16 protein-coding genes and 1 tRNA gene are annotated in these 21,577 nt (G+C 64.3%); 5 read left to right on the top strand and 12 right to left on the bottom strand.

The window, feature by feature from the left end:
- Positions 1–419 precede the first annotated feature (419 nt).
- The 3 genes from FPZ61_RS05730 to FPZ61_RS05720 all read right to left on the bottom strand — a co-directional run bounded on the left by FPZ61_RS05730 (position 420) and on the right by FPZ61_RS05720 (position 2,579).
- Entirely contained in the window at positions 420–1,091 is a 672-nt protein-coding gene (locus FPZ61_RS05730) for an HNH endonuclease (RefSeq protein WP_221629799.1), read from the bottom strand.
- A gap of 342 nt (positions 1,092–1,433) precedes the next feature.
- On the bottom strand, positions 1,434–1,754 hold the full coding sequence (locus FPZ61_RS05725; protein WP_185474768.1) for a hypothetical protein: 321 nt from the start codon (positions 1,752–1,754) through the stop codon (positions 1,434–1,436).
- A gap of 6 nt (positions 1,755–1,760) precedes the next feature.
- Positions 1,761–2,579 (bottom strand): hypothetical protein, encoded by an 819-nt coding sequence (locus FPZ61_RS05720; protein ID WP_185474767.1) that lies wholly within the window; start codon positions 2,577–2,579, stop codon positions 1,761–1,763.
- 359 nt (positions 2,580–2,938) lie between these two features.
- On the opposite strand from FPZ61_RS05720, the gene FPZ61_RS05715 reads away from it, so the two are divergent.
- On the top strand, positions 2,939–3,523 hold the full coding sequence (locus FPZ61_RS05715) for a tyrosine-type recombinase/integrase (protein ID WP_185465356.1): 585 nt from the start codon (positions 2,939–2,941) through the stop codon (positions 3,521–3,523).
- 90 nt (positions 3,524–3,613) lie between these two features.
- Here FPZ61_RS05715 and FPZ61_RS05710 read toward each other — a convergent pair whose 3' ends face one another.
- From FPZ61_RS05710 to FPZ61_RS05685, 6 genes are all read right to left on the bottom strand, one after another.
- The gene (locus tag FPZ61_RS05710) at positions 3,614–4,036 is read right to left on the bottom strand and encodes a hypothetical protein (protein ID WP_185465355.1); all 423 of its coding nucleotides are present in this window, start codon (positions 4,034–4,036) and stop codon (positions 3,614–3,616) included.
- 258 nt (positions 4,037–4,294) lie between these two features.
- On the bottom strand, positions 4,295–6,892 hold the full coding sequence (locus FPZ61_RS05705) for a DUF3854 domain-containing protein (RefSeq protein ID WP_185474766.1): 2,598 nt from the start codon (positions 6,890–6,892) through the stop codon (positions 4,295–4,297).
- 769 nt (positions 6,893–7,661) lie between these two features.
- Positions 7,662–10,220, bottom strand: coding sequence for an ATP-binding protein (locus FPZ61_RS05700; protein WP_185465353.1), 2,559 nt, complete (start codon positions 10,218–10,220; stop codon positions 7,662–7,664).
- An 827-nt stretch (positions 10,221–11,047) separates the two neighbouring features.
- Positions 11,048–11,121: transfer RNA gene (locus tag FPZ61_RS05695), tRNA-Pro, on the bottom strand.
- A 68-nt stretch (positions 11,122–11,189) separates the two neighbouring features.
- Entirely contained in the window at positions 11,190–14,198 is a 3,009-nt protein-coding gene (locus FPZ61_RS05690) for an AAA family ATPase (RefSeq protein WP_185465352.1), read from the bottom strand.
- Complete coding sequence (locus FPZ61_RS05685; RefSeq protein ID WP_185465351.1) at positions 14,195–15,382, bottom strand: exonuclease SbcCD subunit D; 1,188 nt, start codon at positions 15,380–15,382, stop codon at positions 14,195–14,197. Before FPZ61_RS05685 ends, FPZ61_RS05690 begins: the two co-directional genes overlap by 4 nt.
- Positions 15,383–15,494: 112 nt before the next feature.
- Between FPZ61_RS05685 and FPZ61_RS05680 the strand changes: the two genes are divergently transcribed.
- Entirely contained in the window at positions 15,495–16,271 is a 777-nt protein-coding gene (locus tag FPZ61_RS05680) for a TIGR01458 family HAD-type hydrolase (protein ID WP_185465350.1), read from the top strand.
- 6 nt (positions 16,272–16,277) lie between these two features.
- Here the strand turns inward: FPZ61_RS05680 and FPZ61_RS05675 are convergent, their stop codons facing one another.
- Both FPZ61_RS05675 and FPZ61_RS05670 read right to left on the bottom strand, forming a co-directional pair.
- Positions 16,278–16,550 carry a hypothetical protein gene (locus tag FPZ61_RS05675; protein ID WP_185465349.1) on the bottom strand — a complete coding sequence of 91 codons (273 nt, stop codon included), beginning with the start codon at positions 16,548–16,550 and terminating at the stop codon, positions 16,278–16,280.
- A gap of 141 nt (positions 16,551–16,691) precedes the next feature.
- Positions 16,692–17,087 (bottom strand): RidA family protein, encoded by a 396-nt coding sequence (locus FPZ61_RS05670; RefSeq protein ID WP_185465348.1) that lies wholly within the window; start codon positions 17,085–17,087, stop codon positions 16,692–16,694.
- A gap of 11 nt (positions 17,088–17,098) precedes the next feature.
- Between FPZ61_RS05670 and FPZ61_RS05665 the strand changes: the two genes are divergently transcribed.
- Positions 17,099–18,316, top strand: a complete 1,218-nt coding sequence (locus tag FPZ61_RS05665; protein WP_255441395.1) for an ABC transporter ATP-binding protein — start codon at positions 17,099–17,101, stop codon at positions 18,314–18,316.
- On the opposite strand, the gene gloB is transcribed toward FPZ61_RS05665, so the two are convergent.
- A complete protein-coding gene (gene gloB, locus FPZ61_RS05660; protein ID WP_185465347.1) occupies positions 18,317–19,078 on the bottom strand; it encodes a hydroxyacylglutathione hydrolase in 762 nt (253 codons plus the stop codon). It lies immediately after the preceding gene.
- A gap of 29 nt (positions 19,079–19,107) precedes the next feature.
- On the opposite strand from gloB, the gene hisG reads away from it, so the two are divergent.
- Together hisG and FPZ61_RS05650 are read left to right on the top strand one after the other, a co-directional pair.
- The gene (gene hisG / locus FPZ61_RS05655; RefSeq protein ID WP_185465346.1) at positions 19,108–19,776 is read left to right on the top strand and encodes an ATP phosphoribosyltransferase; all 669 of its coding nucleotides are present in this window, start codon (positions 19,108–19,110) and stop codon (positions 19,774–19,776) included.
- A complete protein-coding gene (locus tag FPZ61_RS05650; protein ID WP_185465345.1) occupies positions 19,776–21,575 on the top strand; it encodes an ABC transporter ATP-binding protein in 1,800 nt (599 codons plus the stop codon). Before hisG ends, FPZ61_RS05650 begins: the two co-directional genes overlap by 1 nt.
- The last annotated feature ends 2 nt before the right edge of the window (positions 21,576–21,577 follow it).

Raw genomic sequence — 21,577 nt, 5'->3', positions numbered from 1 at the left:
CACGCACTTACTGCGGCCCTGCAGCCTGTTCTGTGCCCTGATCTGCTCTAAAGGGCTGCTGGCGGAATAGGCCAGCTCACATGTGCCGTACGGTGCTGACTTGCCTCCAATGCGGAATGTGTTCTCTCCCGCGTTCCATGTGGTGCCCGGATAGGCCAGCGTGAGGTACTTGTAAAGCAGTGTCTGCAGCTCTTGTAGTGCCTGGAATGTGCTACGAGTGATGAGGCAGTGGTACTCATCCTTGAGGATCTTTGCGTCCCTGATGACAAGCAGCACAATGCCGAAGGTCTTGCCTGTTGCTTTCGCGGTGGCCGCTACCAGGATGTGATCCAACGGCACATCCAGCATCAGCTGCTGCAGTTTATTGGGCTCCAGCACCGCCTTGCTAATTGGACCTGGAGGTGCGGTGGCGATCATTTCTACAGGTCTGCTGTAACAGCAGCGTGGTTCTTTCTCGTCTTTATGAGACTAACCATGGAGCGGCTGCACGGGAAGCGAGCGGCGATCTCCTCGCAGGTCCCCTCATCCAGAAAGATCGCCCGGATCTCATCTTCAGTCAGCCGCCGGCGTCGATCCCGGCGCTCAACCTGCAGGTGGCCCCAGGCCCGCCCGCAGCGGATGTTGCTGATGTGCTGCTCGTGTACCCCGTACCGCACTGCCAACGCGGCCTGAGGCTCTTCGCTCGCAAGTATCGCACGCACGTCCACCTCCGTCAGCACACTCTGGCTGTGAAGTTCGCCCTTTGGCTTGTGCGTCCGTCCTCGCTCATCACGATCTCGCACATTGTCCCCACCCATCCCATACTCCAGATGCCACGGGTTGCAGCATGAAGGGTTGTCGCACTTGTGACGTATCACCAGCTCACACGCCAGTGTCTGCCCATTTGCCAGTACCCACGCCACTCTCGGGGCCTTCAGGTTCTTGCCCGAGTACCAGAACTGCCCGTAACCGTCGCGGAACTTGCCCGCCTGCCATTCCCAGCACTCATCAGGCTTACCCAGCCTCACCTTTGCCCAGAACCTTCGCTCTGCAGTCAGCTCCTGGCGCCTTACGCTCTTACCCATCAGTCGCACCTCCATGCGGTTGGTCATGCTGCGGGCACACCCCTGCGCCGCAGCACCCCAATCCTAAAGCCTCTCTATGTGTCACAGGCAGCCTGAACGAGTTGGGCAACTTAATACACGCACAGCCGCAAACTCTCCCTCAGCGATTGAACCCCTGCCCCGCTCTATATGTGGCACAGTGTAGGCTGAAGGGGGCGTGTATTGGTTGGGGACCTAGTGGGACCGGTACCTCGCGGCTGGGTAATCGCTACCATACCCCGGGTCAGTCGTGCCCACCTGTGGTGTGTTCGTGGGTTGCCATCCTGCCCACCAGGTCAAAACAAAAGCGGCCCGATGTGGACCGCCTGGGCGTGAGAATTATCGTGATTCTCAGGGGTCGAAGCTGAGGTGCCGTAGCTTCAGCTTGCTGCAGGCTGAGGTGAGCCCGGCCAGTGCGTTGAGCTTGGCTTCATCATCAGCAGCACCGCGCACCAGCTGCACGTACTGCTCGGCGATGAACTCGCCCAGGTCGAAGCACTGACGGCAGGTCCGCTCGGCGCCGGCGTCGGACTCGGCCTGTGCCAGCCGCCGGTAGGCGGTGGCCTGGCTGATGTCGAACTGCTCGGCCAGCCGGTCGGCCGCATCCTTGCGGGGCACGCCATCGGCCAGCAGTTCGGCGGCGGTTGTGAGCTGATCTTGGGGGTGCTCCATGACAGATCAGCGGTCAGGGTTGATCTCGTCCAGCAGCAGCCGGGCTCCCCAGGTCATCGCCAGATTGACGTAGGCGGCTGCCATGTCGTCGGGATCTTCGATGGTCTGGCCTTCCAGTGCTTCCAGAGCGCTGGTGCAGCCGATGGCCTCGCAGTAGTCGTCGAACAGTTCGCGGATGTCCGACTCTTGCTGATCCCAACGGCGCAACAGATCACGCGTGTAGCACTCCGCCAGGTTGACCCAGTCGGAATGGTCAAAGTCCTGCAAGGATTCTGGGCAATCATCGAAGCGTTCGATGATTTCGTCGATGGCATCGTTCTGGCTGCGCTTGTCCCAGTCGTCAGCAACCCAACGGCTGCCAACGGCCTGAAGCTGAGCCCGCAGGCTCACCGGCTGCCAGCACAGATCGGAGCCGTCACCTTCAGAGAAGCCCAGGCGCCAGCCGTCCGGTGCATGGTCGTTCAGTGTGTCGATGGCGTTCTCGACTGTTTCGCTGGCTGTTTCTGCCAGATCGTCGGACAGGTCTTCAATGGTCTGGGAGCTGAAGCAGGCGAGACGCTGAAGCTGATAGGTAAGCGGATCGCTCTCCATGGCTGGGCCGAAGCCCAGACGGTCGAATTCACCCAGCAAGGCATCCGCCAGGTCAGATGACCGGAGCGTGCGAATACTGACGCTGAAGCCTGCCTCCAGGTCGTCAACGTCGATCTGACCGAGGGTCGCAGTGGTAGTCATGGTTCGGGGCTCCCTGGCGGGGAAGGTCGAATGTTTCCGCCAGGTCCCCTCCAATCTACAGCCGACTTGTCGTTTTGTTGGAGCTGCGACCACCAGGCAGACCGCTTCTGTCACAGTCCACTTGTCGTATTAGATAGAAGGTCAACGGGCAGACAAGTCAGGGTGAGCAGGTGAGCCGCTCAGGCGAACGTGCAGGCGGCGGCTCAGGCACCCCTAGGCGGGCAGGCAGGCACCCCCAGACGGGCAGGCGGGGTGCTGGCCCGCAGGCGGCACAGGCGGGCGGCTACCGCCAGCTCAGGCAGCAGCCACGCTGGACGCCGGCCCGTGCCAGCCGTCGCCTTGAATGGCTCGCCCTGAGTGGCCGACTTGACGCTGACTCAATCCCTCAGAGCACCTGTTGAATGGCTTGACTTGTCGTAAGCTGAATGGGATTCAGCAGACAAGTCGGCATCATGCCCAAGACCAATGGCAGCGGTCAGGCACGCACCCTCACACCCGATGACCTAGAGCGGCTCTTGAATGCAGCTCCATCACCTGAACAGCGCTGCCTGTGGGCAGTCATGCGCTGGACAGGCAGCCGCGTCACAGAAACGCTCAAGCTGCGCTGGGGTGCCATACACGATGATCACATCGTGTTTGTCAAGCAAACCACCAAAACACGCAAGACCCGTGAAGTGAAGATTGGCGAACGCTTGAATGCAGAACTACAACTTTATCGTGAACACTGGGCACAAAGGCATGGACGGCAGCCAAGGCCAAAGGATCTAGCCTTCCCTGGCAGGTTCGGCCTGGCTGAACCTATGACCAGACAGGCAGCTGACCTAGCACTACGGCAGACATTGAATGGACTTGAACTGCCGACTGGCATCAGTCTGCATAGCTTCAGGCGCAGTCTGGCTACAACAATGGCGCAGGGTGGTGCCAGCCTGCGGACAATCTCACGCTTCACTGGTCACGCATCACTAGACCAGCTTGCTCGATACGTTGATGTCACGCCTAATGATGAGCTGGCGGCACTGGCGCTGATTGGCGGTTGATGCCAGGGGCGGTATCACCACGAACCGGGCCGACCGGCTTGGAATGCCTGAGCGGGTGCCGCGCCCGCCTGAATGGCCATCTAGCCGCCCTCAGGAGAGCTGGGCGGGGGCATCCACCCCTGAGCTGCCCTGAATGGTTGCTGTAGGGGCTACTGAGGGGCTCTCGCTGGCCTTGGCGTCCACCGTGGCGGCGTCGGCCCAGCGAGCATCGAAGCTGGCGCCATCGCTGGGCGCGGCCAACGTGATGTTCGTGATCTGGCTGCCGCCACTGCCCTCGATGGGGCCGTCGAGCAAGCCAAGCAACCTGGCGGCCCGGTCCAGGCACCGCCCGGCCTCGCCGATGAGCTTGGCGTCCAGCGGCTTCACCGTTGTGCGGATGGGCGTGCCATCAGGCGCCAGCTCCACCACCCGCTGCCCGTTCTGGCGCTGCTCCTCGATCTCACTCAGCAGGTGATTGAGTAGGATCCGGTGACCACCAAGCAGCTGACTGCGGGCGATGGATGTGTCATCCATCAGTGCCACACCATCAGGTGCTTCCTGACAGTCACGCCAAGCAGTGTTGGGACTGATGCCCATTTGCGCTGCAATAGCGCGGAAGCTGTAGCCCCGGATGCGAAGTGCCCACACTTCCTGCATTCGATCAAGGGTCTTCAGCTCGCTGCCATAAGTGCCCTTATCGGTCTTTGCAGGGTTGGTTCTACCGCGTCGTGTCCGATTTGTCTCTGCCATAGCCATCATTCTGCCGCAGCGAGTCACGGGTGGCCGGGCAAGTCACAACAGCTCACCTTGATCTGAGCGTTCTTCCTGTCGGAGCCGCTCCAGGGCGAGGTCGATCTGGTTCTTGCTGATGCCGGAGTCCTTGAGGGCATCGTGAGCGATGCGTGCCGCTGAGGGGTGCAGCGGGCCGGTGCGTGCCTGGTGAAGGGCTGCTTCAACCTGATCGGAGACGGTGTGCACTGGCGCTGCGTCCCCTCCTGAAACGGGGCCGCCGCCGCCGCTGTTGGTGGTTTCTTGCGGGCAGGTGGACGCCTGGACGCGATTTGAGGGGCCTGAAAACTCTTCCTGCTCTGGGGCGCCTTCTGGCGGCCCTTTTTGCTCTCTATTTGCCTTTTGTCTCTCCCCTTTGTTTTTCAAGCAAGAAAAGGCGTCCACAGGGGTAGGAAGTGAGTCATAGCAGTGGTTTTGGGTGGACGGCGGGTGGACATTGAGTGGACGTTGAGTGGACGTTGAGGGGGTGGCAGTGGCGTCCACCCCCTGCGGGTCGGAAGGGCGGGTGGTGTCCCATGGCGTCCACTCAACGTCCACCTGAGACGCGTCAACGTCCCCGGTGGACGCGGTGTCGTCGCGTTCAGCGATGCCGATGTGAGCAGCCCAATCGAAGGTGCTCATGGGCGGGATCTGGTAGGTGGTGACCTTGCGACGGCCGGCGCGGCGAGAGTCGCCTACGACCTTGGCCATGTTGTTGGAGAAGGATTTGATGGAGCCTGGCTTGTGGTTGTTGTCATCGCACCAGCCCTTCCAGCGAGCGAAGGCGCTGTTCACTGCGATCAGCTCACCTTGAGGGAACAGCTCATCAAGGAAGGAGTAGATGGGGTTACGGCTGAAGGCGGACGAGATGGCAGCTTCAGCGATCTCATGATGCTTTGCGGCATTAGAGAGTGAGTGCATGGCCTGGCCGATGTTGCTGTTCCACACCCAGGCGAAGATGCCCGCGAGTTCAGAGAGCAGCTTGGCCTTGAGGGCAAGGTCACGTTTGGCGGGCTTCCTGTCAAAGACGAAGGTAATGATGCGGCGGCCCATGCCTTCCTCACCGCCACCGCTGACGGTGATGTCATCATTAAAGAAGCGCCAGAACACGATGCCGAGCCGCAAGGTCTGCTCGTTGCAGTACAGCTTCTTCACCGTGACGGGCTCATTAGAGACAATGGCGTTGAAGATGCCAGCGTTGGCGATGTGCCCTGATGCGTCGGGATCGATAGCAAGGCGTTTGCCGAGGAGTTGGTAGAGAGCGGCGGGCCGATCAAGGGAAGCGGAATCGAGCCGTGCGACACCGTTGCCGATGCCACCGAGCAGGCCCATGAGCACTTCAGCCAGGACACCCTTGCCAGTGCCGCGAGGTCCGAACACGTCAAAGCAGAGTTCAGCGGGGAAGGGCTGTGCAGAGTCTTTGGGCTCCAGGGTCCAGCGGATGGCAGCGCGTAGCAGCTCGATCAGGCCCTGATCGCCGCCGAGGGCTTCATTCAGGAATGCATGCCAGCGTGGGCAGGAAGCGCCTGGGTCGAAGTGAAAGGGCAGGCAAAGGGTGATGTGATCATCACGGCGGTGAGATGGCGTGAATGCGCCTGTGGCGGCATCAAGGGTGCCGTTGGGGAAGGCGATGAGATTGGGCGGATCCCAGCCGGCGGTGGTTCTGAGTTCAGCCTGAAGCTGCTTGGGGACGGCGCCGAGGCCAGTCCGCGTCCAGCCCATGGCATCACACCAGTTGAGGAAGGGTTTAGCGAGGGCGTCTTCTGGCTTGCCATCAAGTGCCTGCCAATGAGTTCCGACCCAGTGCAACAACCCACGGGTGGGATCAACAGCACAATAACTCTTAAAGACAGTCCAGGCGATAAGGGCCTTGTCCCTGACAGCTTCCCTGTCAGGTTCTGGAGTCCAGCACCAGCTCAGCTCAGTCTTCCCCGTGTCGGGGTCCTTCTCCTTCGCCACGCATGGCCTGGCAAGGCGACGCAGGATGCTGTAGGAATGAACACCAGCTAGTGCGATGAAATCATCAAGGCCGTTCTTCCAACGTGAAGGCGTTGGATTACCAGGCCCGTCAGGAATGTTGCAAGGGATCTGGGTGATAAGCACCTTGGCACCCAGATTGGTGAGAGCAAATGCCAGGTTACGGGTAGCTGATTTCACGCTGGCCTTTGATGCGATGTCAGAATCAAAGGCGATGCGAACAGTGCGTTTGTTCCAGTTGATCGCTGCAAGTTCAGGCAACATGGCACTGGTGCCAGTGCGCTTGTCGCGCCAGCAATCAACACCGCTCAGTCCGATGGTGGGGAAGCCTGCAGCACAGGCGGCATCAGCCTTCTTCTCACCTTCGGTGATGTCGATGTCGCATCTGCTGTTCGGTTTGCGGGCCTCAGCGGACAGGAATGGGCTGAAGTAGGGGCGGCAGCCGGCACCTTTGGCGGTGAGGTACTTCGGCGGATCAGTGCCGTTGCGTGCCTCCAGGGCAGGGACAGGCTTGAAGCGAACGAACGGTGCGCTGCCAGGACCGTTGACCGTGAGCGGTGTGGCACCATCGAGTGCCGTGAACCGCACTAGCCAGCCAGGCCTTGCGACACCAACAGCGGCCTTAGCTTCCTCAGCTGTGGCCATCCTGTAGTGACCGCTTGCGATCAGCTTGTTAATATCTTCAACAGGGATCCCCGAACCACGAAGCTCATCGCTGAGGGCTATAAAGCAATCAGTGTCACCGCCTTGACCTGGCTTCTCCTGTTGAGGATTGCTGTAGTCGCTTGATGTCACTGCGAGTCGGTGATATCCCTGATGCCCCGCATCTCAGGCATTGAGGCAACAGGGCTGGGAAAGGGTTGGGTGCTAATCGTCCCTTTTTCTTTTATTTCAGCCGGATCTGGTATTGTGACTGGCATAGCCAGCGGACTGCACTAGGTCGAAGCTAAGCTGGTTTTCCATACGAAGAGAGGGCAGCCTCCGTACTCTCTTCACTCCCAATGCCAACTTGGTATCTACCGAGACTCGGAAGAGATTGCATTTTTGCCTGCGATGAAGGTCTTTCGGAGTGCCTCGGCCAAGGATGGGTAGTCCTCCTTTGCGATTAGCTCCTGAATCCAGGCATAGTCCGATGCTGTTAGTCGGAAGCTGCACGGTATTGGACGTTTTTCAGGGGGAATCATCTTGAACGCCTGGCGTCTTGAACGCTTCACTACGCTCACAGCCTATGGAGATAAGCGGCACGTAAGCTGTCTAGATATGACACTTACTGTTCAAATGCCTGGCCGTTTGTCCAGAAGAGTCCATCTGAGTCCATTAGGGCTGACTACGATCAGAACTGGCACAGTGCATAAATACTTAGACGGACTGATTGGGACTAGAAAGCCCCGGTGGTTTACCGGGGCAATGGTGATCAAGCAGTGTCTTCGTCTCTGGCCAATTCCTGGATGGCGTCTTCCCAGCTCAGCCCGGTTCCTGTGATCCTTGCGAGCACCTTCGACCCCAGTTGATCGGGGGATGTAAGAAGTGCTGGATCACCGTCAGCCTGCTGCTCCTCCAGCAGGACTTCCACCGCCGCTTTCAGTGCATCAGTGCGGCGGACGTGCTGGTAAGCAGCGGCAAGGGTCGCCTCGTCCGGCACCACCTTTTTGACGCCGTGGGCATCGAGCTGGCCATGGACGAACTCGATGAACTGCGGTGCCGTCATGGCGTTCAGCTCCACCCGCAGGCCCTTCCACCCGCCTGTAATGGTGTCGCCCTCCTCGACCAGAAAGTCAATCTCATCCTCAGTGGCTCCGCATTTACGCAGGTTGCCGCGAGGATCTGTCTTCTTCTGTCTGGCCGGAAACCGGAACTCCTCACTCTCTAGCCCCATCTCCTGCGCCTGCTTCAGCCTCAGGCCAAGGTCCACCACATTGGGTGGAGTGTTGAACTTGTACCGGCGGCCATCGGTCTGGATCGTGTTGGCGATGGCCATACCAGCAGCATCAAAGTCATGCAGCAGGTAGATGGTGACGCCTTCTGCGCTCAAGCGGTCCACCAAGCGCCGTGCCGCCGTAGTGGACATCCCCTTGGTGCTGAAGATCGCTACGTCGTACAGCTCGGACGTTCGCGCCGCCTCAAACAGTGCAGTGAAGCCCTCCTTCTCGATGAACAGCGCCGCATGGAAGCGACCGCGGGGGCCGTTGGTGCTGATTCTGACCGGAACTGTCGCCTCCACATCACCGATGACGGGGTCCCTCCAACCCTGGATGTAGGTGCGAACTTTGACGGTTCCGATCGGGATGCGGCGACCCGTGTGAGGTTCGATCAGATTGCCTCGATCGTCATAGACCACATCCCAGCCCTCAGTGAGTTGGAAGTTCTCGGCCTGGAAATCCGGTAGCAGGGTCTGGGTGAAGTATTGATCATCCAGTTGCTTACCGGTCATCTCCTGGATCTGACCACGTGCGGCATACATCACCTGCCGAGCATTGGCGGGGAGCCTCCCACCGCCGCTTGCCTTTAGGTAGGCATCCTTCATCAAGGCCCAGGCTGCTTCCTTGATGGTGACGCCACGATGGCGAGTGAGCTTCTCCAGTTCACGTCTGGATGCCTGCTGATCACGATGCATCCGTGCCTTGATGCCCTTCCATTTGGCCAGCACTGAGTCCAGCACTATCCTAATCGCCTCGTGCTGTGCGGCGCTGAAGTGGATGCGCGACTTGCCTCGATCGATGTAGTCAAAGACAGGGCAACTCAAGTGCAGTACCACCATGATCGGATCGAGCTGATCTGCGTTGTTGTCCTGCATTGCATCCCAGATCAGATCCGAAGGACACTGCAGCACTGGCGAATGGTTCAATCCCACCATCAAAAGGCGGCCACCTTCAGCTGGATCCCTGCCAGCGAACCATGCCTCAACGACAAACGGCCTGGTGTCGTCCTCCACGATCGCTTTCTTGTAGGTGAAGCTGTCGGGTCTGACGCCCGCCATTTCTAGGCGCGGCAGGAGGTCTTTCCCGATAGGCCCAAGGCGACCCGCCTTGATCGAGGTGCTCCATAGAACGATGGCACCATGAAGTCTCTCGACTCCCTCGGTCAGCACCTCGCCATCTGCAGTAAAGGCATCAGCGATGGTGGTGCGCTGCAAGCCCAGCTCGTCCAGGATTGCCTTCTGGGTGTAGCTGGCGCTCATCCCATGAAACTGTTGGATGAAGTCCCGGGCGTACATCTCGGGATTGGTCGCTAGGAAGGCGCAGAGCAGCTGCTGGAACTGCTGGGGGTGGAACCACGACGCAGATGGCGGGGCGCTGGGTTTCCACTTGCGGAAGTTGAAGTCCCGATCAGTGCCCGGTGAGGCCGGCCACTGTTTGGCCTGGTCTGTCCCGACAAGCGTGATGGTGACGTGGGGGTTGCAGAGCCCATAGCGCCAGGCCAGCCAAAAAGCCGATGTAAGCGTTCGGTCCTCGAGCCTGCTTGCTGCACCGGGCCAGGCGATCCTTACAATGGTGCCTACGGCGGTGTCGCCCAGCGTCGTGTCATGGTCCAGCGTTGGCTCGTTGCGGATCTGGTCGAAGCCGATCGTGATGTGATGCTGGATCCCCTTGGCCGTGATGGTCACATCGCCGCAGCTATGGCGGACGAATCCAGCGGCATAGAGGCACTTCAACGCATTGCCGAGCTGGCCCCTGGTGGGGGAGACGTAGAGGTTGTTGGAGCTGGTCCGGCTGAGGTAGTCGAGTGACTTCTCGACCGTCTCTGGCGGGATGCCAGGGCCGTTATCGGCAACGATGAAGGCATCCTCCTCAAGGGTGATCGTGATCTCAGGGAGCGCGACTCCGGAGCCTTCTGCCGCATCAAGGGCATTGTCGATCAATTCCTTGAGCAGCATCGGGAGCCAGCTTTCACGACTGGCACCCATCTGCATCTCGAGTTCCTTCTCACTGAAGAACTCGGCCGCACGGCTCACCGTAAAGGTGGTACGGGTCATGCCGCACCTCCTTCCCCGGGCAGGTCGCTATAGGTCTCGGGAGAGGCATCGGGAGTACGGGACTCCTCTATTTGCCACTGCCGAATCGCCGGGACTGACCAGAGGATCCGACTGCCAGATCCGCTTGCATAAATAAAATGCTGGCCGGCTTTGAGGATGCTGGACTGCTTTAACTGATAGAGCCGAGATCGGCTCATAAAGAGTGTCTTGACGGCGAGATCCGTCGGCACCCATTCAGGCTTTGGACAAAACATGAAAACCAGTCAGGTGGACTGGCTGTTACCCCTTGTCGTTGCGCCGCATCTCCCTAGCCTTAAACCAAGCGCGATCACGACGAACGAGATAGTCCATCGCGTGGCGTGGCATCTCGTAAAAAGTGATGCCTGTGATCGCCCACCTGTTGCCTGTGCCTATTGGCGGGATCCACTCATCCATCAAAGCTTCCAACTCTTGAGCAGAGTAGGGAGCGTTCTTCGGGATCCTTGTTTTTCCCAACTTGGAGGTTGAGCGGAAGCGGGCGGATCTGGGCACAGCTGACGTGGAGCAACGACGTAGCGGCAACCCCGATCCGATTCCTGACCGGGTGCCATCCACGGTCGGCTCAGCTTGGAGGCGGGGGCCGAAGCGCTCACCCCATCGGTGTATCAATCGTACCACCTGAGTCCAGATAGTGGCAGCTGAACCAGAGAATCGTGGGAAGTCCGGGGTTACGCCAACCAGGAAAGGGCTAAGTGGGGGCAGTGCTTCCCACGAAACTTCCCACGCGGGCTTCTTAGGGCAAGAAAAAGGGCTCTCGGGATAGCCAAGAGCCCTTGGTATAACTGCAGTCGGGGCGACAGGATTCGAACCTGCGACCTAGTGCTCCCAAAGCACCCGCGCTACCAAACTGCGCCACGCCCCGTCGAGGCGGACTCTAACTGCCGATCCCCCAGTGCTTGTGTCACCTCCGAGCGGCCCATCCGGCTCCGGTCAGGCCAGAGCGTTGGTTCCCAGCTGCACCCGCGAGCCCTGATCGCTGGAGAGCACCTCGATGCCGTAGCGGATGCGTTCCTTGAGGGCTCCCACATGGCTGATGATGCCGATCATGCGGCCCCCCTCCCGCAGCCGATCGAGCTCGTCCATCGCCAGCTGCAGGTTGTCGGGATCGAGCGTGCCAAAGCCCTCGTCGATGAACAGGGCCTCGAGGTGCACGCCACCCGAGTGGGCCTGGACGGTGTCGGCCACCCCCAGGGCCAGGGCCAGGGAGGCCTGGAAGGTTTCGCCGCCCGAGAGGCTGCTCACCTCCCGCTCCTCACCCGTGTAGGCATCGAGCACCCTCAGACCCAGGCCCGCCTGGCGGCCGCCACGGCCCCCTTCATCCGTGAGCCGCAACTGGTAGCGGCCTGAGGTCATCAGCTCCAGCCGATGGTTGGCGTAGCGGCAGATGTCGGCCAGGTAGGCCGAGAGCACCCAGCGCTGCAGGGAAATGAACGGAGCCGCCCTGCCGCAGCAGCGATCGGCCAAGGCACTGAGCAGCTGCGCACGCTCCCGTCGGCTCGCCAGCTCGCCGGCCCCGGCCCGATGCTCCCGGCCCAACCGCTCGATCTCCGTCTGGGCCCCGCGGGCTTCGCTGTGGCGTTCCACGGCCCCCGTGCGGGCGGCGTCAGCGGCGACCACTACCTCCTGGGCGGCCATGGTGTCGGGCCGCTGCTCAGGCAGGTCCGCCAGATCGGGTGAGGCCAGGAGGCCCCTCAGTTCGATCACGTCCGTCTCGAACGCCCTGATCCGCTGCGCCCAGTGCTGACGCACCCTCTCCTCCTTCAGAGCCGCCTCCACGGCCTGGCCATCAGCAAAATCCGATTCGGCCAGGTCCCTCGCCAGACGGGTCGAGGCCAGCTCAAGCCCGGCCGAGCTTCTGGCACTGGCTTCGCAGCTCTTCGAAAGAGTTTTCAGCGCGACCTCCAGGGGCTCGAAGCTCTTCAGCACCAGTCGTGGATCAACGCCGTCCCCAAGCTTCCTGGCGATGTCGGCGGAGAGGGTCTGAGCCCGTTGGGTTTCCTCCTCGGCGGCCCTGGCCTGGATCGCCTGCTCCGTGCTGGCCGCCTGAATGTTCTGCTGCAGCGTCTGGAGGGCCTGGTCGTGATCGCTGATCGCCTGCTCCAGGCTGCTCACGCGCTCGGCCAGGGCCTTCGCCGCCGCCAGTGCCTCGTCTGCCTTCTGAGCCGCCCCGCGCGCGCCCTGCGGGTCGCTGGCGGCAGCGCCTGCTTTCTCGATCAGCGCCTTTCGTTCTCCCTGCACTTTTTCCACGGCCACCGCAGCCTGCTGGGCCGCGCCGGTGGCCGCACTCAACTCGCGCTCCGCCGCTGTGATCGCGTCATCACTGACGGCATCCTCCGAAGGCTGGGCCGGGGCCGGATGGTGCGCCGATCCGCAGACCGGGCAAGGGGCTCCGGGCTCCAGGCCCCTGGCCAGCCGGGCCGCCATGCCGGCGATCTGCCGTCGCTGAAGATCGAGCAGGACCGCATGGGCCTGGTGGAGCCGCCCATCGGCGCCGGCCTTTGCAGCCATGCTCTCGTTCTGCCGCTGCCGGGCCGGGCCGAGGGCCTCCACGGCCAGGGCGCGATCAAGGGCCTCCTGCGCCGCCCGCCGCAGGCCATCGAGCTGGTCACGGGCGGAGCAGGCCTGGATGAAGGCAGCCCCGGCCGCCTGCCGCGCCAGCTGCCGACTCTCCCTGGCGGCGGTGCTAGTGCTCAGCCGCTCCTCCGCTCCCCTGGCCAGTGCCGCGGCTGTGGTCGCCCTGGTTCTCGCTTCGCTGGCCTTGATGGCTTGGTTGACCAGGGCATCCACCTCCGCCCGTCGTGCGGCCAGATCGTTGCGCGCGCCGGCCAGCTCCTCGAGGCTGGGCAACGCCATCAGATCGAGCAGGACCACCGAAGCCGGCAGAGATGGTGCAGCATCCCTGGCCCGGTTTGCGCCCAGCAGTTGCCCTTTGACGGCGGCCTGAAGCGCGCTCAGATCCTCACGAGCTGCCCGCTCGGCCTCCAGGCTGGGTCTCAGGATCTCGGCCCGCTCCGCTTTGCTCAGCCGCTGTCGGAAATCCTCCACCACCTCATGCTTCGCCTCCAGTTCCGTGAGGCGGGAGGTGGCCGCTGCGCGTCGATCCCAGCGGTCGGCCAGCTGGTCGATGGCAGCCTTGGCCTTCTGGGCTGAATCCAGGCCAATGCTGGCCTGCTTCAAGGCGCGCTGCGTGCCCGCCACCACTGCAGCGATCTGCTCCACCAGCTGATCCAGCCCGGCCTGATCGCCGGGAGCCTCCACTGGCTGGATGGCATAGGGGCTCCACTCATGGGCCGCCTGGTGGCGCAGCACCTCCTGGGCCCGGTTCTGCTCAGCCACCTCGGTGCGCGCGGCCTTGGCCCGCTCCTCCAGCCAGCGGCCCGCCTGCTCATAGATCACCGTGTCGAACAGGGTCTTGAGCAGGTCCTCCCGCTCGTCGGCCCTGGCCCGGAGCACCTCCGCAAACTTGCCCTGGGGCAGCAGAATCACCTGGCGGAACTGGGCGGCATCAAGACCCACCAGCCCCTGCACCTCACGGGTGACCTCCGTGGTTCGGCTGGCGATCGGCTCCCAGTCGCCGCTGAGCAACCGGAACAGCACCGCCTGTGGTGCCTTCTCGGTGGTCCCCTCCCCCCGGGTCTTGAGGGCGGTGTAGGCCGGGGAACGCTCCACCCGGTAGCGGGTTCCACCGGAGGAGAACTCCAGGCTCACCCGTGGCACCGCCGCGGGTTCGGCGTGATCCGATTTCAACGCCTTGACGCTGCGATCACCCGACACCTCGCCGTAGAGCGCAAAGCAGAGGGCATCGAGCAGGAAGGTCTTGCCGGCACCGGTGGTGCCGTGGATCAGGAACAGGCCTTCCTGGCTGAGCTCATCGAAGCCGATCTCCACCGGCTCGGCATAGGGCCCGAAGGCCTCGATCCTGAGCTGGTGGGGCTTCAACGCTCCCCTCCCCGGCCAGCCGCCGCCAGCGCTTCCCGCAGCAGCTCGGCCTCGTCAGGGCTGGCGGCGCGCCCCTGCTGATCCGCGAAGAACGCCGAGGCCAGCTCAAGGGGCGAGGCCGCCTGCTGCACCTGCTGGTTGCGCTCGCTGGCGGTGGAGCGCAGCACCTCAGGCGGACGGTGCCGCAGTTCGGCCACATGCGGGAAGCGCCGACGTAGGCGGGCCATGGCCTGCAGGGGCAGCACCTCGTCGCTGAGGATCACCCGCACGCGGGCCTCCTCGGCCGAGGTGAACTGCGGATCCCTGAGCAGTGGCTCGATCCCGCCCTCGATGGTGCACAGCGTCCGCCCCACCTGCAGGGGCACGATCTCCACGGCTGCGTTGCCAGCGGCATCCAGCTCCACGATCCGCACCGACTTGGTGTGGTGCTGCTCCGAGAAGGAATAGGGCAGGGGGGTGCCGGAGTAGGCCACCCGGGGGCCATCCAGCTGCTGGGAGCCGTGCAGATGGCCCAGGGCCACGTAGTCGAAGCCGGCGAAGGCCTCCACGCTCACCCGATCGACATTGCCGATGGTGAGTTCCCGTTCGGACTCGGAGGTCTCCCCGCCAGCCACGAAGGTATGAGCCACCAGCACCGAACGGTGATTGGGCCGCCCCTGCAGATCCCGGCGGATCCGCTCCAGCGCCAGGCGGGTCACGTCTTCATGGCGCAGGCGGGCCGGAATCGTTGCAGCTCCCTCATCTTCAGGACTGGCCAGGCCGGGGCCATCAACTGCTGGCTCCAGATAGGGCAGCGGGTAGATCGCCACTGGGGCGCCGCCCAGCCGGGGGCTCACCAGCACAGGTTCGTGGGCCCGACGCACCTCACCCCGGATCGTCACCCCGAACGAGGCCAGCAGCGGGTCGTACACCGACACCCGCACATGGGAATCGTGGTTGCCTGCGATCGCCACCACCGCGGCTCCGGTCTCTCGCAGCTGGGCCAGGGTGTCGTTGAACAGCTGCACCGCCTCGGCCGGCGGGATCGCCCGGTCGTAGAGGTCGCCGGCGATCAGCACCGCATCGACGGCCCCGTCCCTGGCCAGTTCAACGATCCGCGCCAGGGCCACCGCCTGCTCCTGGAGCAGCGAGGCCCCATGGAAACTGCGTCCCAGGTGCCAGTCGGAGGTGTGAAGCAGGCGCATCGCCAGGAGCTCGCGCTCAGTTTCTCCCTGGCCTCGACGCTACGCGGACGTGCGCTCCGGCCTGCGGGCGCCAGACTTGAACCCAACAAGGGTCACGCCGGCGGGGGCAACCGTGATCAAAGCTGTGTTGCTCGATCTCAACGGTGTCCTCTTCGAGGACGGCAGCCCCTGTCCCGGGGCTGAGACCACGGTGGGCTGGTTGCGGCAGAAGGGGTATCGGCTGCGCTTCCTCACCAACACCGCCAGCCGCTCGCGTGAATCGCTGCAGCGGGATCTTGAGCGGATGGGCCTGGGGCCTGCGGATGACGAGTTGTTCACCGCGCCGATGGCGGCGCGGACCTACCTCATGCGCCATGGCCTGCGCCCCCACAGCCTCGTGCATCCGGCCATCGCCCCTCTCTTTGCTGATCTTCAGGCTGATGATCCGGAGGGACCTGAGGCGGACAGCGTCGTGCTCGGCGATGCCCGCGACGGTCTGAACTACAGCGCCCTCAATGCCGCCTTTCGTCTGGTGCGCCAGGGGTGTCCCCTGGTCGCCATCGGCATGAACCGCTGCTTTCGTGAGGGGGGCGAGTGGTTCCTCGACGCCGGAGCCTTTGTTCAGGCGATCGCCTGGGCTGCCCGGGTGGAGCCGATCGTGATGGGCAAACCGGCGGCACCCTTCTTCCTGGAGCTGTTACACCCGCTCGGCCTCGCGCCAGACGAGTGCCTGATGGTGGGCGACGACGTGGAGGCCGATGTGGCCGGAGCGATGACCGTGGGAATCGCCGGGTGCCTGGTGCGCACCGGCAAGTTCGAGGCGAAGGATCTGGAGCGCCTGCCAACCGGTGCTGCGGTGATCGGGTCGATCGCTGAACTGCCGGATCTGCTCAGCTGCCTGGCCCAGTGAAGCCGATCAGGGCGTCCAGCTGCAGTGGTTTCCGGGATAGCGCAGGGTGCGCCAGTCGCCTCCGGGTGTGCTCACCTCCACGCCGATACCGATCGGGTCCTCGCGTCCATTGCTGTGCATCTGCCACCACTTCTGGGCGGCGTCCCAGGCGGCATCCATCGAATCGAAATGGTCGTCGAGGACAGGATGGGGACAGCAACGCTGGTCGACCAACCGATAGAGGCGCACCCCGGAGGCCTGCTGACCGGCAGGGACGGTACGGAAGGAAGAGAACGTCATGGTCCGCACATCGACAACCTCCCTATGCTGGCTGCTGTGACAGCTGTTGACTGTCACCTTCATCACAAGTCACGGATCTCAAAGGATGCGTGCTGGATCCACGGGGGCAAGGGGGACGGCTGGGCCGGTGGCCACCAGCCCTCAGCCCATCAGGGCGATGCAGTCGATCTCGACGAGGGCTCCCTTGGGCAGTGCCGCCACCTGGACGCAGGCCCGGGCCGGCGAGACCCCGGCGGAGAAGAGCTCCGCGTAGAGGGCATTCACCTTGGCGAAGTCCGCCAGGTCGGTGAGGAACACGGTGGTGCGCACCACCTGCTGGGCCGTGCAGCCCGCCGCGCTCAGCACCGCCTGGAGGTTGGCGAGCACCTGCCGGGTTTCCGCTTCCACATCGCCTCCGCCCACCAGGGTGCCGGTGGCCGGATCCAGGGCGATCTGGCCCGAGCAGAACAGCAGGCCGCCTGCCTTGACCGCCTGGTTGTAGGGACCCACCGGTGCCGGTGCTGCGTCGGTGGTGATCGCCTCGGCGCCGGTGCCCATGGCAGGTGAAAATGGGGATTCGAGTGTACGGACCAGGCTCCATCGCCACTTCCACCCCGGCTTCACGTCCCGCGCCGATCACCCCCCTGGTGGAGAAGCGGCCTGACCCGGTGCGGCTGGAGAACGTGTGGCACCGCTATCCGGTGGCCCGCGGTGGTGCTCCCAGCCAGGACTGGACCCTGCAGGGGGTGAACCTGGAGCTCCATCAAGGGGAACTGGTGGGCCTGCTGGGCCCCTCCGGTTGTGGGAAAACCACCCTGCTGCGCCTGATCGCCGGCTTCGAGCGCCCGGCCCGCGGCCGGATACTGATTCATGGCCAGGAGGTGGCCGGCCCCCATGGCTGGCTGGCGCCCGAGCGGCGCGGGGTGGGGATGGTCTTTCAGGACTACGCCCTCTTCCCCCACCTCGATGCCTGGAGCAACGTCTGTTTCGGCCTCAAGCCCCATCAGGACCGCAGCCGCGCCACCTGGCTGCTCGAACTGCTCGGTCTGAATGGGCTGGAGCGCCGCTATCCCCATGAACTCTCGGGCGGCCAGCGTCAACGTCTGGCCCTGGCGCGGGCCCTGGCCCCTGGGCCGACGCTGCTGCTGCTGGATGAGCCCTTCTCCAATCTCGATGTGGAGGTGCGGCTGCGGCTGCGGGCCGAACTGCCCGGGGTGCTCAGCCGCTGCCAGGCCAGCGGCCTGATCGTGACCCACGACCCCGAGGAGGCCCTGGCCATCTGTGATCGGGTGGCGGTGCTCCAGGCGGGCCACCTGCACCAGTGCAGCAGTCCCCGCGAGATGGTCCGGGCTCCCGCCTCCGCCTTCGTGGGCCGCTTCGTGCTGCAGGGAAACCTGCTCGATGGCCACTGGAGCGGAGATCACCTGCTCACGGCCCTCGGTCCCCTGCGTCCGGAGGAGACAGGATCGGCGGCCTCCGCCGGCCATGGTCCCGGTCCCTGGCAGGTGCTGCTGGGCCCCTCGGCCTTCGATCTCAGCCCCGACCCGAACGGCACCGGCGAGGTGGTGGCGCGGGAGTTCCTCGGCCGTGAGTGGCTCTACCAGGTGCGGCTGAAAGCCACCGCATCGGCGGCGCCGATCGATCTCAGGTTCCGCCTGCCGCTCGAGCGCGACTATCCCCTCGGCCTTCGCTGCCGCCCCTGGCTGCGCCCCGGCGAGCCCGCCCGCCTCTTCCCCTCCGGCCTGAGCCTCTGGCCTGTGGTGGCCCACAGCCCTGAGGGTCCCTGATCACCCCTGCCAGTGGTCCTTGCTGCGACGCCGGGCGGCGAAGACCTCGGCATCGCCAGCCCTGAGCATCAGGTTCGTGGCCCGCTCCAGCGCGATCGTGCTGGGGATGGTGGGTTGCTTCCGGCGCCGCAGCTCTTCCACCGCAGCCAAGCGCTCCAGGATCGCCTGCTGCTCCGCTCCCGGCTGCGGGCTGTTCGCCGCCGCCCAGCGCAGGTTGGAGAGGGTGTACTCATGGGCACACCAGACGCGGGTGTCGCCGGGCAGGGCCCCAAGCCGCTGCAGGGAATGGTGCATCTCGCCGGGGGTTCCCTCGAACAGGCGCCCGCAGCCGCCCGCGAAGAGGGTGTCGCCGCAGAACAGCTCTCCGTGGCCTCCGGGAACGGCAGGAAGATGAAAGGCCAGATGGCATCTTGTGTGCCCGGGCACCTCCAGCACCGTCATGCTCCGCCCCAGCAGCTCGAAGTGATCGCCGTCCTGCAACGGCACGGTCTGGAAGGGGATGCGGGCCCGGTCGGCGCCGGAGGCCAGCACCGCTGCGGCCGGCCAGCGACGCAGCAGCCCCGGGGTTCCGCCGATGTGGTCGGAATGGTGGTGGGTCTGGAGCACCGCCACCAACTCCAGCCCACGCGCCTCCAGCCACTGGATCACCGGTTCAGCCACAGCCGGATCCACCACCACCGCCTGCACCCCGTTGTGAAGGACAGCCACGTAGTTGTCGTGCAGCACCGGGATCAGATCCACCTCGCTCTGGCTCGCGCCCATCGGTACAGTCCAGGTTGCGGTGCAAGTCCATGATCACCGTCGCTCTGGCCAAAGGGGCCCTCCTCAAGGATTCGGTGCGCTGCTTCGCCGCCGCCGGTCTCGACTTCAGCGCCCTGCTCGATGCCGACAACCGCCAGCTGATGGTGCCCAGCCCCTGCGGCAGGGCCCGGGCCCTGCTGGTGCGCAATGCCGATGTGCCCGTCTACGTGGCCTACGGCCAGGCGCAGCTGGGGGTGGTGGGCGACGACGTGCTGCGCGAGCACCAGCTGCCGGTGGCACCGCTGCTGGATCTGGGCTTCGGCGGCTGCCGCATGGCCGTGGCCGTGAAGGAGAACAGCGGCTACAGCCGAGCGGCGGAGCTGCCGGCCCACTGCCGCGTGGCCAGCAAGTTCGTGCGCTGCGCTGAAGCCTTCTTCGCCGGGCTGGATCTGCCCGTGGAGCTGATCCATCTCACCGGCTCAGTGGAGCTGGGTCCGATCACCGGCATGTCGGAGGCGATCGTCGATCTGGTGGCCACCGGCCGCACCCTGCGCGAGAACGGCCTGGTGGCCATTGATGAGTTGTTCCACAGCACCGCCCGCCTGATCGGCAACCCCCTGGCGCTGCGTTTCGATCTCGGTGACCTTCAGGGGATCGTCGACCGGGTCGCCACCACCACCACAGCGGCCGCGTCCGTTTCTGCCCCCTCCCTGCGCTGATGGCCGCTCTCGACCGACAACGGCTCCGGCGTCTGCTGCCCTTTCTCCGCCACGACCGGCGCCGCCTGATCCTGGTGGTTCTACTGCTGATCCCTGTGGCTCTGGCCGCTGCGATCCAGCCGCTGTTGATCGGCCAGGCGATCGCCGTGCTGCGCGGGGAGCCCACCGCTGCCTGGCTGGCGGGGCAGACCGTCTCTCAGGCGATGCGCACCCTGGTGCTGATCCTGTTCGGAGCAGTGCTGCTGAGGCTCGCGTTGCAGGGCGCCCAGACCTACAACGTCCAGGCCCTGGGCCAGCGGCTCACCGCCCGGATCCGCGACGACCTCTTCCGCCACGCCCTGGCCCTCTCCCTGCGTTTCCACGACCGCACCCCGGTGGGCAAGCTGCTCACCCGCCTCACCAGCGACGTGGACGCCCTCGCCGAAGTGTTCGGCAGCGGCGCCGTGGGGGTGCTGGCCGATCTGGTCACCCTGCTGGTGATCGGCGTCACGATGGTCAGCATCGAGCCGCGGCTCGGCGCCCTGCTGCTGGTCAGCCAGGTGCCTGCCACGCTGGTGATCCTCTGGCTGCAGGGCCGTTACCGCAAGGCCAACTACCGGGTGCGCGAGGAGCTCAGCCAGCTCAACGCCGATCTCCAGGAGAACCTGCAGGGACTGGAGGTGGTCCAGATGTTCCGGCGCGAGGCCACCAACAGCGCCCGCTTCGCCGTCACCACCAATGCCTACCGCCGTGCCGTCACCGGCACGATCTTCTATGAAAGTGCCGTCTCGGCCTTCATCGAGTGGGTAGCCCTCACCGCCGTGGCGGTGGTGCTGGCCCTCGGCGGCTGGATGGTGCTCGCCGGCACCATCGGACTGGGCACCCTCACCACCTTCATCCTTTTCTCCCAGCGCCTGTTCGACCCTCTGCGCCAGCTGGCGGAACGCTTCACTCAGATCCAGGGAGGTCTTACTGCGGTGGAGCGGATCGGTGAACTGATGGAGCAGCCGATCGAGATTTCCGACCTGGAGCTGCACCAGCGCAGCCCTGCCGCCCAGCGCTCCGGGCAGCAGCGCGCCAGCGCCGGCGAGGTGATCTTCGAGAACGTGAGCTTTGCCTACCGCCCTGATGATCCGATCCTCACAAACCTGAGCTTCCGCATCGCCCCTGGGGAGCAGGTGGCCCTGGTGGGTCCCACGGGCTCCGGCAAGACCACGATCATCCGGCTGCTCTGCCGGCTCTACGAACCCCAGAACGGCCGGATCCTGCTCGATGGCATCGACATCCGCGAGCTGCCAAGCACCACCCTGCGTCAGAGGCTGGGGGTGGTGCTGCAGGACACCTTCCTGTTCAGCGGCAATGTGGCCGACAACCTGCGCCTGGACGCCCCGATCGCCCAGGCCGAGCTGGAGCGGATCTGCGCCGAGCTGGGTCTGGATCCCCTGCTGCGCCGCCTGCCCGACGGGCTGGCCACGGAACTGCGCGAGCGCGGCGGCAACCTCTCTTCTGGCGAACGGCAGCTGCTGTCGGTTGCCCGGGTAGCGATGCGTGATCCCTCGGTGCTGGTGATGGATGAGGCCACCGCCTTCATGGATCCCTCCACGGAGGCCACCCTCCAGCGCGATCTGGAGCGGCTGCTCACCGGCCGTACCGCCATCGTGATCGCCCACCGCCTGGCCACGGTGGAGGCGGCCGATCGCATCCTGGTCCTGCGCCGCGGACGGCTGATCGAGCAGGGCACCCACCGGGAGCTGCGGGCAGCCGGCGGCCTCTACGCCGAGCTGGCGGATCTCCAGGAGCGTGGGCTGGCCCGCCTCTAGGG

Origin of the sequence: Synechococcus sp. BSA11S (assembly GCF_014224355.1) — a bacterium.
Lineage (GTDB): Bacteria > Cyanobacteriota > Cyanobacteriia > PCC-6307 > Cyanobiaceae > Regnicoccus_A.
This window is presented reverse-complemented; position numbering and strand designations above follow the sequence as displayed.